The 13,334-nt window shown below is 56.2% G+C and carries 13 protein-coding genes; 5 read left to right on the forward strand and 8 right to left on the reverse strand.

The features are described from left to right. Window positions 1–212: 212 nt before the first annotated feature. Window positions 213–1,505 carry a crotonyl-CoA carboxylase/reductase gene (gene ccrA / locus THS5294_RS01160; RefSeq protein WP_058122281.1) on the reverse strand — a complete coding sequence of 431 codons (1,293 nt, stop codon included), beginning with the start codon at window positions 1,503–1,505 and terminating at the stop codon, window positions 213–215. Between the two features lie 100 nt (window positions 1,506–1,605). Next, a complete protein-coding gene (locus tag THS5294_RS01165) occupies window positions 1,606–3,036 on the reverse strand; it encodes a 1-acyl-sn-glycerol-3-phosphate acyltransferase (protein WP_072936791.1) in 1,431 nt (476 codons plus the stop codon). 149 nt (window positions 3,037–3,185) lie between these two features. Between THS5294_RS01165 and THS5294_RS01170 the strand changes: the two genes are divergently transcribed. Together THS5294_RS01170 and THS5294_RS01175 are read left to right on the forward strand one after the other, a co-directional pair. After that, entirely contained in the window at window positions 3,186–5,162 is a 1,977-nt protein-coding gene (locus THS5294_RS01170) for an ethylmalonyl-CoA mutase (protein WP_058122282.1), read from the forward strand. A 36-nt stretch (window positions 5,163–5,198) separates the two neighbouring features. Further along, window positions 5,199–5,798, forward strand: a complete 600-nt coding sequence (locus THS5294_RS01175; RefSeq protein ID WP_058122283.1) for a nicotinate-nucleotide adenylyltransferase — start codon at window positions 5,199–5,201, stop codon at window positions 5,796–5,798. On the opposite strand, the gene THS5294_RS01180 is transcribed toward THS5294_RS01175, so the two are convergent. Beyond that, on the reverse strand, window positions 5,795–6,106 hold the full coding sequence (locus THS5294_RS01180; RefSeq protein ID WP_038007720.1) for an ETC complex I subunit: 312 nt from the start codon (window positions 6,104–6,106) through the stop codon (window positions 5,795–5,797). The two genes, THS5294_RS01175 and THS5294_RS01180, sit on opposite strands and share 4 nt — an antisense overlap. A 396-nt stretch (window positions 6,107–6,502) precedes the next feature. Here THS5294_RS01180 and uvrB point away from each other — a divergent pair, with 396 nt between their 5' ends. After that, entirely contained in the window at window positions 6,503–8,659 is a 2,157-nt protein-coding gene (uvrB, locus tag THS5294_RS01185; RefSeq protein ID WP_058122284.1) for an excinuclease ABC subunit UvrB, read from the forward strand. Window positions 8,660–8,664: 5 nt separating this feature from the next. Here the strand turns inward: uvrB and THS5294_RS01190 are convergent, their stop codons facing one another. Continuing rightward, complete coding sequence (locus THS5294_RS01190; RefSeq protein ID WP_233486379.1) at window positions 8,665–9,510, reverse strand: DMT family transporter; 846 nt, start codon at window positions 9,508–9,510, stop codon at window positions 8,665–8,667. Window positions 9,511–9,612: 102 nt separating this feature from the next. On the opposite strand from THS5294_RS01190, the gene dacB reads away from it, so the two are divergent. Both dacB and THS5294_RS01200 read left to right on the forward strand, forming a co-directional pair. Next, on the forward strand, window positions 9,613–11,052 hold the full coding sequence (dacB, locus tag THS5294_RS01195; protein WP_058122286.1) for a D-alanyl-D-alanine carboxypeptidase/D-alanyl-D-alanine endopeptidase: 1,440 nt from the start codon (window positions 9,613–9,615) through the stop codon (window positions 11,050–11,052). Then, on the forward strand, window positions 11,049–11,513 hold the full coding sequence (locus tag THS5294_RS01200) for a tRNA (cytidine(34)-2'-O)-methyltransferase (RefSeq protein ID WP_058122287.1): 465 nt from the start codon (window positions 11,049–11,051) through the stop codon (window positions 11,511–11,513). Before dacB ends, THS5294_RS01200 begins: the two co-directional genes overlap by 4 nt. On the opposite strand, the gene THS5294_RS01205 is transcribed toward THS5294_RS01200, so the two are convergent. From THS5294_RS01205 to THS5294_RS18675, 4 genes are all read right to left on the reverse strand, one after another. Beyond that, window positions 11,510–12,253, reverse strand: coding sequence for a DUF1217 domain-containing protein (locus tag THS5294_RS01205; RefSeq protein ID WP_233486380.1), 744 nt, complete (start codon window positions 12,251–12,253; stop codon window positions 11,510–11,512). The genes THS5294_RS01200 and THS5294_RS01205 overlap by 4 nt on opposite strands. Window positions 12,254–12,300: 47 nt before the next feature. After that, window positions 12,301–12,705, reverse strand: coding sequence for a flagellar biosynthesis repressor FlbT (gene flbT / locus THS5294_RS01210; protein WP_058122289.1), 405 nt, complete (start codon window positions 12,703–12,705; stop codon window positions 12,301–12,303). Continuing rightward, entirely contained in the window at window positions 12,705–13,079 is a 375-nt protein-coding gene (flaF, locus tag THS5294_RS01215) for a flagellar biosynthesis regulator FlaF (RefSeq protein ID WP_058122290.1), read from the reverse strand. The genes flbT and flaF overlap by 1 nt, the downstream gene beginning before the upstream one ends. A 78-nt stretch (window positions 13,080–13,157) precedes the next feature. Next, a partial coding sequence (locus THS5294_RS18675; protein WP_268873736.1) for a flagellin occupies window positions 13,158–13,334 on the reverse strand: 177 nt, incomplete at its 5' end.

Raw genomic sequence — 13,334 nt, forward strand, 5'->3', positions numbered from 1 at the left:
TTTCGACATCACCAGAGTCCCCTTTGAATGGTTAACGGTTGGTAAAGAGAACACTATCATTCGACGCTTTTCCGCGAAATTCGCGATAATTCCCTCCCCAGAAATAGGGAGGGAGGTCAAAATAAGGCTCGGAAATCGCTCGAACTGTGTTTCGCAACGCAAATGGCCCGCGCAAATCTCTCTGCGCGGGCCATGCTTGGGAGTGATTCTAATTAAGCTTTTGGACCAGCTTCCAACACGTCTTCTAGGGTGCGCAGGCCGGTCTTGGGGGCTTGGACCAAAACGGACATGTTCCCGGGCTTATGCTCATTGCGAAGCATTTTCATGTGTGCCTCGGGCAGGTCGTCCCACGGGAAAACTTCGGACATGCATGGGTCAAGACGCCGCTCGACCATCAAGTTGTTGGCTGCTGCCGCTTGCTTGAGGTGCGCGAAGTGCGACCCTTGCAGGCGCTTTTGGTGCATCCACATGTAGCGCACGTCGAATGTGCAGTTGAAGCCAGTGGTGCCGGCGCAGATTACGACCATACCACCTTTTTTACACACAAGGTTCGAGACGGGGAATGTGCTCTCACCCGGGTGTTCGAACACCATGTCGACGTTCACGCCCTTGCCGGTGATGTCCCAGATGGCCTTGCCGAATTTGCGCGCCTCTTTGAACCACACTGCGTATTCAGGAGTGTTCACGGTGGGCATCTGACCCCAGCAATTGAAATCGCGACGGTTGATAACGCCCTTGGCGCCGAGCCCCATGACAAACTCACGCTTGTCTTCGTCGGAAATCACACCGATGGCGTTGGCGCCCGCCGTGTTGATCAGCTGGATCGCGTAGGAGCCAAGGCCGCCGGATGCGCCCCATACCAGAACGTTTTGACCAGGCTTCAGGTCGTGGGGCTCATGGCCAAACAGCATACGGTAAGCGGTTGCGAGCGTGAGCGTATAGCACGCGCTTTCTTCCCACGTCAGGTGCTTGGGGCGTGGCATCAACTGCTGTGCCTGTACCCGTGTGAACTGTGAGAACGACCCGTCAGGCGTCTCATAGCCCCAAATCCGCTGAGTGGGGGAATACATTGGATCGCCACCGTTGCATTCCTCATCGTCGCCGTCGTCTTGGTTGCAGTGAACCACAACTTCGTCGCCAACTTTCCAGCGCTTTACCTTGTCACCAACGGCCCAAACGATGCCAGACGCATCGGAACCCGCGATGTGATAGGGCTGTTGGTGGCCGTCAAACGGGCTGATCGGCTGGCCAAGGGCCGCCCACACGCCGTTGTAGTTCACGCCCGCAGCCATCACGAGGACGAGGACCTCGTTGCTGTCGAGGGTCGGGACTTCGACGACTTCTTTGAGCATGGCCTTGTCGGGATCACCGTGACGCTCGCGGCGGATCGCCCAGGAATACATATGCTTGGGCACGTACCCCATGGGAGGCATCTCGCCCATTTCGTACAGGTCCTTTTGCGGCGCGTCATACACAGCCAGTTCGGCGTTCGTGTCCAAAGCCATACTCCATCTCCACTTAATTCTCAGTTGCCGCGTCGCAGAATCGCATCCACGCTGCGTTGCAACATGGAGTAAACTCGGCTGCGCAATAATGCAAACTTAATTATGGATTTTCGGTAATTTTATGTCTTTGGTTCGCGCTTGAGGTGTCTGATACTGCGTCAGCAGCTCCTTTTGGCAGCATGTTCGCGTAATAATGCAAAAGCCGCGCTTCCTTTTCGGTGGCCTGCAGCAATCCGTCACGCGTTTCCACGATGCCCCGCAGCGTGAGCGCGCGCAGGCCAACCTCTGCCGCATAGGCCATGTCGGTCCGAGGTATATGCACATGACTGCCGGTTTCTTGGATTTTGGCGAGATACCCTTCAAACGCTGCGTGCAGTTCAGGCAGGGGCAAAGGTGCGCGGTCGCGAATGACCGACGCCATAATGGGCACGGGCAAAACCGGTAGGATGTGGTCAATCCTTCCCATCAACTCCTTAGCAAGGGCTTCTGCGGTATTTTCGCTCTCGCGCTCAAGAAAGGCTGTCAATGACAAGGGGGCGCCAAAGCTGACCGCGGCGTAGCCAAAGCGGTGAAAACCACCTCGCAGGCGCAGTAGGAGATGAAGATAGAGGTAACGCAAGATCATGATGGGTCGTAGCCGAAACCGGCGGGTCGAGCCGTTAGCGCCGTCTTTTGCGCGGGTCAGGACGCGGTCTTCAATTACGCGGTCATAGTTAAGCCCCACGGGCACAAACACCACTTCGCGGCTCTTGCCAGGGGTGAAGCCCGCAATCACATAGCTGAGCAGGCCCAGCTTGGGAGCGCCCAAATTACCATCCATGCTTAGGCGACCTTCGGGGAACATCGCTTGGGTCACGCCACCCTCGGTGGCCATTTGTACGTAGCGCGACAGGACCTTGCGATACAGCGGGTTCAATTGTCGCCGCCGGATGAAATAACCGCCCAAGGCTCGGATCAACTGTTGTAGGGGCCAGACGCGTGCCCATTCGCCCACGGCGTAAGCCAGTGCAGAACGCTCTGCTGCAAGCCACGTTACCAAAACGTAATCCATGTTGGATCGGTGATTGATCACAAAAATGACGGTGGCTTCAGGGTCGACCGCGCGCAGGGCTTCCTCGTCAAAATAACCCAGCCGCACGCGATAGAGCGATTTGGACAGCCATTTGGCGGCGCGGATCGCAAAACCAAAATAGGTAAATGCAGAAAACCCCGGCACAATTTCACGCGCATAGCGCTGGGCTTTTTCAAAGGCGACCTGCTCTGGGATGTTGTTCTCTGCGGCATGCTCGGCAATGGCGCGGGCAACCTCTGGATCATAGGACAGGCGTTGGATTGTGTCGAACCGACGCGCCAATTTGAACGGTTGAATCGGGCGCTCTAGCCGTGTGTTCAAACGCTCCACGGCGCGTTCCAGCCGACGCCGTAGGAACCAGCGCACCGAAGGCAGCAGGATTTTGTCCAGTGCGGCGACAAGGGCCAAAAGGCCCGTGAGCACGATGGCCCAAATAGGGATTGCGACGGTATCAAACATGGTGGCGCTCACCCTGACGTGTTTTTGTGCGGCGGTAAATGGTAGGCGTAGGGTGTTATGCCGCAGCGCGGCGATTGACAGCGTTATATTCTGTCGCATAGTAACGCTATAGCGGAATAAAATTGCCGAAACTGATTCAGGAGTTCCCCATGTCCGACGCACCAGCCGTGAAAAAAGACCGCCCTTGGCTGTTTCGGACGTATGCGGGGCACTCCACGGCGTCGGCCTCTAACGCGCTTTACCGCTCGAACCTGGCAAAGGGTCAGACAGGTTTGTCCGTGGCTTTCGATCTGCCGACGCAGACCGGCTACGACAGCGACCACATTTTGGCGCGCGGTGAGGTCGGCAAAGTCGGTGTGCCCGTCAGTCACTTGGGTGACATGCGCACCTTGTTTCAGGACATTCCGCTGGAACAAATGAACACGTCGATGACGATCAACGCGACGGCACCATGGCTTCTGGCGCTGTATATCGCTGTGGCAGAAGAGCAGGGCGCAGATGTGTCCAAGCTTCAAGGCACCGTGCAAAACGACCTGATCAAAGAATACCTCAGCCGTGGCACCTATATTTTGCCGCCTGCGCCATCGCTCAAGATGATCGCGGATGTGGCCGACTATTGCTACACGAACGTGCCGAAATGGAACCCGATGAACGTGTGTTCCTATCACCTGCAAGAGGCCGGTGCGACGCCAGAGCAGGAGCTGGCCTTTGCATTGGCGACGGCAACGGCTGTGTTGGATGAACTGCGCCCACGCGTCCCGGCCGAAGACTTCCCCACGCTTGTTGGGCGGATTTCGTTCTTTGTGAACGCAGGTATCCGCTTTGTGACTGAGATGTGCAAAATGCGCGCCTTTGTCGATCTGTGGGATGAGATTTGCCGTGAGCGTTATGGCGTCGAAGATCCCAAGATGCGCCGTTTTCGCTACGGGGTTCAGGTGAACTCGCTGGGCCTGACTGAGCAGCAACCAGAAAACAACGTGTACCGGATCTTGATCGAAATGCTGGCCGTGACGCTTTCGAAAAAAGCACGGGCACGTGCGGTACAATTGCCCGCTTGGAATGAGGCGTTGGGCCTGCCGCGCCCATGGGATCAGCAATGGTCCCTGCGGATGCAGCAGATTTTGGCGCTAGAAACGGACTTGTTGGAATATCCTGATCTGTTTGACGGGAACCCGGCAGTTGATGCCAAAGTTGAGGCGTTGAAAGACGGCGCTCGGGCAGAATTGGCTAATCTGGATGCGATGGGCGGTGCCGTCGCTTCAATCGAATACATGAAATCCCGCCTGGTCGAGAGCAATGCAGATCGCCTTAACCGGATTGAGCGCGGTGAGACCGTTGTCGTAGGCGTGAACAAGTATGAACAAGGTGAGCCTTCGCCATTGGTTGACGAAGAAGGTGGCATCATGGTCGTCGATCCCGCTGTTGAGCAGGAGCAGATTGACCGCTTGAACGCATGGAAAGACGCCCGCGATGCACAAGCAGTTGAGGCTGCTCTGGCGGACCTACGGGCTGCTGCACAGAGCGGGGAAAACGTCATGGTCCCCTCGATTGCTGCGGCAAAGGCCGGTGTGACCACGGGCGAATGGTCCGGTGTGATGCGCAAAGTACACGGCGAATATCGTGGTCCCACGGGGGTCTCCCGGTCGGTTTCCAACAAGACGGAAGGCTTGGATGATTTGCGGGCTTCTGTTGATGCCGTCAGCGACAAGCTTGGCCGCCGGTTGAAGTTCTTGATGGGTAAGCCGGGGTTAGATGGCCACTCAAACGGTGCTGAACAGATTGCTTTCCGCGCCCGTGATTGTGGAATGGATATTGCGTATGAGGGCATTCGGCTCACGCCGGAGCAGATCGTAAAAGCGGCGCTTGAGGATGAGGCGCATGTTGTCGGCTTGTCGATCCTGTCGGGTTCGCATGTGCCGCTGATCGCGGATGTGATGGACCGGATGCGCGCGGCAGGTTTGGGCAATGTTCCCGTCGTTGTGGGGGGGATCATCCCCGACGAGGATGCCGAAAAGCTGCGGTCCTTTGGGGTGGCACAGGTCTACACGCCCAAAGATTTTGAACTGAACCGGATCATGCAAGACATCGTCACTTTGGCAACGCCTGAGCCTGTCGCTGCCGAGTAGGCTTGCGCCCCCGTGCCGCGCATGGCACGGAAAAGCATGGGTTTAGGCCTTCCATATGCGCGCCCCGGTCAGGTGATCGGGCTGTTGGGTGGGTCATTTGACCCGGCTCACGCGGGGCATGTGCATATCACACGTGAGGCGTTGAAACGCTTTGGCCTTGATCATGTTTGGTGGCTGGTCACACCGGGAAATCCGTTGAAATCGCGCGGCCCAGCGTCGCTTGAAGCGCGCTTGGCGCACGCGCGCAGCTTGATGCAGCACCCTCGTGTGACAGTCACGGATGTAGAGGCGCAGCTAGGTACCCGCTACACCGCCGAGACCATTGCCGCCTTGCAGCTGCGTTATCCGGGCGTGCGTTTCGTTTGGCTGATGGGCGCAGATAACTTGGCGCAGTTTCACCGCTGGGAACGTTGGCGTGAGATTATCGAACGTGTTCCGCTCGGGGTGCTTGCCCGACCGGGCGACCGTATTCCAGCGCGCACATCAAAGGTCGCACAACTGTATGGGCAGTATCGTGTCCGCAAGCGGGATGCGTTTGGGCTGGGGGTTCATACCGCTCCTGCATGGAGCTTCGTCAACATCCCGATGCGACGCATTTCAAGCTCTGAAATCCGCGAAAAAGGCGAATGGGGCTAGTGAGTCCAGACGCCGCGGCGGTTGGTCGCAAAGTTTTCACCGTATCCACCTGCGCGCACATTCGCGGCTCTGGCTTTGGGTTTTTGCACAACATAATCGAGGCCTTTTGACTTCGCGTAGGCCTCCGCAGCCTTTTGGCTGTCGAACGTCAGTTTGACTTGCGACTGGGTGTCTGACGATGAGGTCCACCCCATCAAAGGGTCTACTTCGCGGGCTGATGCGGGCGCATATTCCAAAACCCAAGACTTTGTTTTCGCGGTGCCGGATTGCATTGCTGTTCGTGCTGGGCAGTAGATGCGTGCGCGCATGGGAAGCTCCTGTCGTCGTTGCGTCTCTTATCCTCCACATCGCACATCTGCGCAATAGATCGCGGTCGATCCGAGGCGGGATGTCACTGTTTATGTGGGGGGAGTGATTGTCAGTCGGGCTCGAGGGAGCGAGGGGTGGGGTGGGTGGTACGACCCCGACCGACAATCGATCTGCTGCTTGCCCGTTAACCATAGACCTATCTAAAAGTTAGGTCGAGTATTTTTTCGCCCTAAAGTTGTAACAACTTTCTTAAAATTTGACTTAGTTTCGCAAGGTACCGAAATTACACGTATAAATTGGATTTTCGTCATGAATTTATATGAAATGGCAATAATTCATGACCTTGAATTGCGCTATGATCGCCTCAATTTGGGAGTTGTAAGAGGAATCATGGCATGACCGACGTAACGATTGAAGCTCCCCGCGCGAAGCTTGAGGGTGGCAAACGCTTTGTGATGGCGACTGAGTTCTCACCGGCAGGGGACCAGCCGACAGCCATCAAAGAGATCAGCCAAGGTGTTCTTTCGGGTGAGCAGGATCAGGTTCTGCTCGGCGCGACAGGCACGGGCAAGACCTTTACGATGGCAAAGGTTATTGAAGAAACCCAGCGCCCTGCGATCATTCTGGCCCCTAACAAGACGCTCGCCGCGCAGCTCTATGGGGAGTTCAAAGGCTTCTTTCCGGATAACGCAGTAGAATACTTCGTCAGCTACTATGACTACTACCAGCCCGAGGCATATGTTGCGCGCTCGGATACTTACATCGAAAAAGAAAGCCAGATTAACGAACAAATTGACCGCATGCGCCACTCTGCGACGCGAGCGCTGTTGGAGCGTGATGATGTGATCATCGTCGCGTCGGTATCTTGTATCTACGGTATCGGATCGGTCGAGACGTATGGTGCCATGACCATGGATTTGGTTGCCGGCGATGAATACGACCAACGCAAAGTCATGGCCGATCTGGTGGCCCAGCAATATCGGCGCAACGATGCATCGTTCCAACGGGGCAGTTTTCGCGTGCGTGGCGATAGTCTTGAGGTGTGGCCCGCTCACCTTGATGACCGTGCTTGGAAGTTATCATTCTTTGGGGATGAGTTGGAGGCGATCACGGAATTTGATCCTCTTACTGGCGCAAAAACAGGTTCTTTCGACAAGATCCGTGTGTATGCCAACAGCCACTATGTGACCCCACGTCCGACCATGCAGCAGGCGGTCAAGGGCATCAAATCTGAGCTGCAAATGCGGCTTGATCAGTTGGTGGGTGAGGGCAAGTTGTTAGAGGCGCAGCGTCTAGAGCAACGCACGAAATTCGATCTTGAGATGCTAGAGGCTACGGGTGTCTGCAATGGTATCGAAAACTATTCTCGCTATCTGACAGGGCGCGCGCCGGGTGAGCCGCCCCCCACGTTGTTCGAATATATCCCTGATAATGCCATCGTCTTTGCCGATGAATCTCACGTTTCTGTGCCCCAAATCGGCGGCATGTACAAAGGTGACTATCGGCGCAAATTTACTTTGGCAGAGCACGGTTTCCGGCTGCCATCATGCATGGATAACCGTCCCCTCAAGTTTGAGGAATGGGATGCGATGCGGCCGCAGTCGGTCTTTGTTTCGGCCACGCCAGCCGCTTGGGAGATCGAACAAACAGGTGGGGTATTCACCGAACAGGTGATCCGTCCGACGGGCCTGTTGGATCCGCTGGTAGAGATCCGGCCGGTCGATATGCAGGTGGACGACCTGCTGGATGAGGTGCGCCGCGTGACAGCGGCAGGCTACAGGACGCTGGTGACGACGCTGACCAAGCGCATGGCCGAAGACCTGACCGAGTATATGCACGAGCAGGGTATCAAAGTCCGCTACATGCACTCCGATATCGACACGATTGAGCGGATCGAAATCTTGCGTGATTTGCGGCTGGGTGCGTTTGACGTGCTAATCGGCATCAACCTTTTGCGCGAGGGCTTGGACATTCCCGAATGTGGGCTGGTTGCTATTTTGGATGCCGATAAGGAAGGTTTTTTGCGATCCGAGACGTCGTTGGTGCAGACAATCGGGCGTGCCGCGCGAAATGCGGATGGCCGCGTGATTATGTACGCGGACCGGATCACTGGCTCAATGGAGCGCGCCTTGCGCGAAACCGAGCGGCGTCGCAACAGGCAGATGGCCTACAACGAAGAACACGGTATCACACCCGCGACGGTGAAAAAGAACGTCGAGGACGTGTTGGCGGGGCTTTATCAGGGTGATGTCGACATGAACCGCGTCACCGCAACGGTTGATGCTCCCATGGTTGGTGCGAACCTTCAGGCGCATTTGGATGGGCTGCGCGTGGATATGCGCAAAGCGGCTGAGAACCTTGAGTTCGAAGAAGCGGCGCGACTGCGCGATGAAGTAAAACGGCTTGAGGCTGTGGATTTGGCTGTGTCAGACGATCCTTTGGCGCGTCAGTCTGTGATTGATAAGGCTGTCGCGGATGCCACCAAGATGTCTGGTCGCTCAACGGCTGGTCGGCCCGGGCAGCGCGGAGGGGTGAAGCGTCGCGGCAAATAGCGGCGCTAGCGTCTTACGAGGGCCGCCCCCGTGCCTGCGATCAAAATAACTGCTAGTCCGACCCATGTCAGCATGTCGGGCAGAGTGGCAAATACGACCGCACCCAGTGCAGTGGCCGCTACGATCTGGAAGTAGACAAAAGGCGCCAGTGCGGATGCGGTTGCACGTCCGTAGGCCACGATCAGCAACATGTTGCCCGCTGCCGAAAAGCCAGCGGAGAGAAACGTGAGCCCCGCGATAGGTGCCGAGAATGCCGGCAATGAGGGCATGCCGACGGGGGCAAGTAGGATACTGCCGACCAGCAGTTGGCTCAAAAGCAGATGCGGGGCCGGGGCGACAGGGGCCAGCCACTTTGCAGTGGTTAAAAAGGCACCATAGAACACACCGGCTTGGACGGCGAACAGCAAGCCAACGCTCATGTTCGGGCCGGGTTGGACCACCAGTAAAACGCCGAGAAAACCGAGGATCACCAGTAAAAAACGCTGCGGTGAAAAGGGTTCGTTCAAGAGCCAAACAGAAAGCATGTAGCTAACTGCAGGGCCGATGAAAAAGGCACCAAAGACGCTTGCTATAGGTTCTGTTTTGAGGGCTGTGAGAATGCTGAGAATGCCACCCGAGATCAGCCCGCCACGGAGCCAGATGCGCGAGTCTAGCATCAACTTTAGAGGGGGCGCTTGGCGGAGCACGATGAACGCGAGGGCCGCACCAAGGAAAAAACGACTCCAAGCGATGAAGCCAGTGTCAATGCCATACCACGCCATGAGCAGTTTGCCCGCCGTGTCCCCCATGGGAATGAAGGACATGCCAAGCAGCATTAGCCCGACTGCGCTTAGAGGAATTCGTGCATTCATGGCGTAGCCGTAGCAGGCGTGGGGCCACATGCAAGGCCATGATTTCGGGTGGTGGGTCGGAGCTTTTCGTTTAGTGTGGTGTCAGGATAACAAGGCTAGTTAATGGACCGACGTTTCTTTTTGCATGGGCTATTCGCAAGCGTAGCGGGGCCCGGATTGGCCAATAGCCCCGCGCAGTCGGTGCGCCCTGCAATGCGGCCCGATGGGACGTTGCCCAGTGCGCAGGAGCTGGTCCGTGCGTCGAAACTGTCCGGGCAAACCTCATTGGTTTTTTCCGACCTTAAAGATGGGCGCATTCTGGCGTCATCCTCACCCCTGCGCGCCCTGCCACCGGCGAGTGTGGCAAAGGCTTTGACCGCGCTTTATGGGCTGGAGCGATTGGGTTCGGAATTCCGTTTTGAAACGCGGCTTGGCTATGCGGGCACGTTGATCGATGGTCGGCTTGAGGGGGATTTGGTGCTGTTGGGTGGCGGTGATCCTACTCTTACGACAGATGATTTGGCGCATCTGGCAGCACAGGCCAAGGCGGCTGGTCTGCGCGAAGTCACAGGGCGCTTGCTGGTTTGGGGGGGGCATTTACCACAAAGCGATATGATTGACGCAAGCCAGCCTGATCATGTCGGCTACAACCCGGCCGTTTCGGGCATAAACCTTAATTTCAATCGCGTGCATTTTGAATGGCGGGCGGGGCAGTCAGGGTATGAAATCTCGCTACAGGCGCGCACAGCGCGCTATCGGCCGAGTGTGCAAGGCATTGCGATGGATGTCGTGGACCGATCTGCCCCGGTATTCGCCTATCGGGATATGCCAGAGCAAGAGCAATGGTCAGTCGCGCGCGGTGCGCTTGGTAAAAAAGGCGGGCGCTGGTTGCCGGTTCGAGTGCCGATTGCTTATGCCGCAGATGTCATGACAACGCTCTTGCGATCGCACGGAATTGTCGCGAATGGGTATGCTGAAGCCACATCCGTGCCATCAATAGATGTGCTTTCGACAGTTCAAAGCCGCCCCTTGGAAGAGATTTGTGCAGACATGTTGAAATACTCCACCAATTTGACAGCCGAGTGTGTGGGCTTGGCGGCTTCGGGCGCATCAAGTCTGCGGCAAAGTGCTGAGGCGATGTCGGCATGGGTAGAGCAGGAATTCGGTGCGCGTCGTATGGATCTTGTGGATCACTCTGGCTTGGGTGACGCAAGCCGAGTAGCTGCGCGTGATGTTGTAAAAGTGTTGGCATCGGATAAAGCGCAAAACCGATTGCGCCCGATCTTGAAGCCTTTCAAATTGCGCGACGGTGATGATGCGGAAGCATATGACGTGAAAGCCAAAACCGGAACGTTGAATTTCGTAAGTGGCTTGGCTGGGTATGCCGATTTTCCGGGTGACTCTGAGCGCTCAGTGGCATTTGCAATATTCTCGGCAGATTTGCCAACGCGAGGTCAGCTTTCCAAAGCAGAGCGTGAACGGCCCCCCGGTGGGCGCGCTTGGTCGCGCCGCGCGCGCGTTTTGCAGTCGCGCCTGATCCGCCGGATTGGTGCCGCGAAGTGACCAACCGTCCCAAAGTCGTTCTAGTTGCTCCCGAAATCCCGGGCAACACGGGTGCAATTGGTCGAACCTGCGTCGCCCTCGATATGGAACTGATCCTGATTAAGCCTTATGGGTTTGAATTATCTGATAAAACTGTGCGTCGTGCAGGCTTGGACTATTGGAAACATGTCGATCTGACCGAGTTCGACACATGGGAACATTTCATTGCTGCGCGTCAGCCCCGGCGCGATGTGACTTTCTTCTTCGAAGACTTTGGGCCGCAATCCATCTACGATGTCGCTTTTCCGGAAAATCCCTATCTTGTTTTCGGCCGCGAGACGAAAGGCCTGCCCAAGGAGTTGCTCGTGGGAGCGGAAGAGCAGGTCGTGAATTTACCAATGCGATCTGAGCATATCCGCTCTCTCAATCTCGCCAACACTGTGACCGCAGTTGCCTATCAGGTTCTACGTGGAGCGTTTTAGCGACCGCCCAATAGGACCAAAGCGTTGGCCGCTGGAGAATTGATCCCGCTGCTGCCTTCGATTGAACTGGATACCAAAAACCGTTGGATCAATAGCTCAGACCTTTCTGGGCTCCCTAAATCTGCGGGATCCGATGTGCCCAAAACGCTTTCCGCTCGTATCTGAATCTCTTCTAGTTGGCGGTCGATCGGCAGGCTCCCGAAACTTGTGGGGAGGTTGAGAGCCCCTTCGAATACAGCCCTCAGGGGTGGTGTGCCAAGAATTGTGAACCACTTGGTGGTTTGCGAAGTTGAGGCCTCCGCAAGTTCTCCGATCTCACGACGCATGTTGAGCGCAAGGCGCATGTCGTCGTTCGTTTGCCCTACGGCTGTTTCAAAACTCCGGTCAGTGAATTTCGCGGCAATTTCGTTTGGAAAGGTTGAGAGAGCAGTGTTTGGCGTATCAAAATCGCCAAAGCCGAATGCCTTTGACAGAGCAAGATAGCGTTTGTCAGATAGCTTATTGGCAAGGGCATCATCATCCGTCGTGCCTTCCTCTAGCACTGTTTTGATGAAGTACTTGTTGCCTATATCGTCATCGAGACCAAAAGCGCCCAGAGCGACCCTGAGGAGGCGAAAGTCACCCACGAGTTGCTCTGGTGTTTTTATGTCGCCTATCTTTTCGCGAAAATAATCGAGATCGCGCTTGGTTTGTCCGCTAGCGGCATAAGTTTCTCTTTGCGACTCTTCGGTCCGCTGCAAAATTTGCCAGCCCGCTATGCCACCCACCGGAATGATGGGTTGAAATGTCATGACGCCTGTACTGCCAAGAGCCGCTCTTCGCGATCCAAGAGAGATCTGAGCGTCTTTAGTGCGGGGTAGTAGTTGGCATCCACGAGGTGGCCGGTCGCAATCGCAAGGATTTCGCGGCTGTCAGGATCTTTGAAAACTTGGCTCAATTGTTCAACGCCCGTGAGCAATTGCCGGCGCCCTATCTCTACGTCAACGTCACCCGACAAAATCAATTGGGTAATATAGCAGATACGTTTGACCGGCGTGTTGGCTTCTTCGGGATGAATGGCGTCGCGAAGTCGCAGAATATTCGCGTTTGGCGAGACGATGTTGATGCGTGACCGCCGCTCCCCATTTTCGATTACGGCGCCATTTATCAAGACGCGTTCACGGGGGCTGAGTTTTAGGACAAGACCAGACATTACGAGGCCTCCTGTGCGTTCAGGCCGCCCATAATGGCTGCGTTGATATCAATTAGTGGTTGGACGCTGGCGTCTTGGGAAAAGACCTTGCTGCTATGTTGCGCAACAAATTCAGCCAAGTAGAACAATCGTGCGCGGAGGTCTTTGGGCAGTTGATTGTCATCATCTGCGACCAATGCTGCGATTTCGGTCCAGAGGCGTCGGTTATCATGCATAGCGGCGGCTTTGTAGCCGAGCGGCAGGCGTTTGCCGCTTTGAACCTCTGTCAACATCTTGGTTACATGGGTAAATGCCGCAAACTCGATCCGTTTTGGATCGTTGGTCAGAGCGTTCTGAGGGGCATAGGCTGATTTTGCGAGTGCGTGGGGGGTCACGGCGGGTTCTCCAATCTCGTGTACGTAGCGTAAAGGGAGCTGACGCGCCGTTGTGACGCGTCAGCGTGAGTTACGTGCTTATCTGAACAGCGAGAGGATCGACTGTGGTGCCTGGTTCGCGATCGACAGCGACTGGGTTGCGAGCTGCTGCTGAACCTGAAGGGCCTGTAGGCGCGCGGATGCTTCTTCCATGTCTGCATCGGCTTTGTTGCACAAACCCGCTTGGGGACGTGTTTCCCCTGACCCCGGACGGAT

This window comes from Thalassobacter stenotrophicus (genome assembly GCF_001458315.1).
Classification (GTDB): domain Bacteria; phylum Pseudomonadota; class Alphaproteobacteria; order Rhodobacterales; family Rhodobacteraceae; genus Thalassobacter; species Thalassobacter stenotrophicus.